1 pseudogene is annotated in these 312 nt (G+C 57.1%); it reads left to right on the top strand.

Annotation, left to right across the window (positions count from 1 at the left end):
• Positions 1–178: 178 nt before the first annotated feature.
• A pseudogene (locus tag C664_RS20495) lies at positions 179–312 on the top strand (IS66 family transposase); the annotation flags it as partial.

The raw sequence follows: 312 nt of genomic DNA, 5'->3' as shown, positions 1-312 counted from the left end.
CGATCACGTCGGAGAGTTGATTAACCCAGGGGGTCAATTCCAGATGTCGTCAGGGGGTCAAATCTTCGTGTCGCTTGACACACGGCGCGCTCACGCACTTCCGGTGAAAACTTCGATGATTTGTTCATGGCTCCATCTTCTCAAGAGTTGGAGCCTCCTCAAAACCCGGGGCGATTCATACAGCCTCAAGCGCTGAGCCGCGCTCACGCACTACGTCGACGACGGTCGTGTGCCCATCGACAACAACTGGATCGAGAACCAGATCCGGCCGATTGCGCTCGGGCGCAATTATGCGCGGCCCGCGATTATGCA

The organism is Thauera sp. 63 (assembly GCF_000310165.2).
Taxonomy (GTDB): domain Bacteria; phylum Pseudomonadota; class Gammaproteobacteria; order Burkholderiales; family Rhodocyclaceae; genus Thauera; species Thauera humireducens.
Note: the sequence above shows the minus strand (reverse complement) of the source record. Positions and strands in the feature narration are given on the sequence as shown.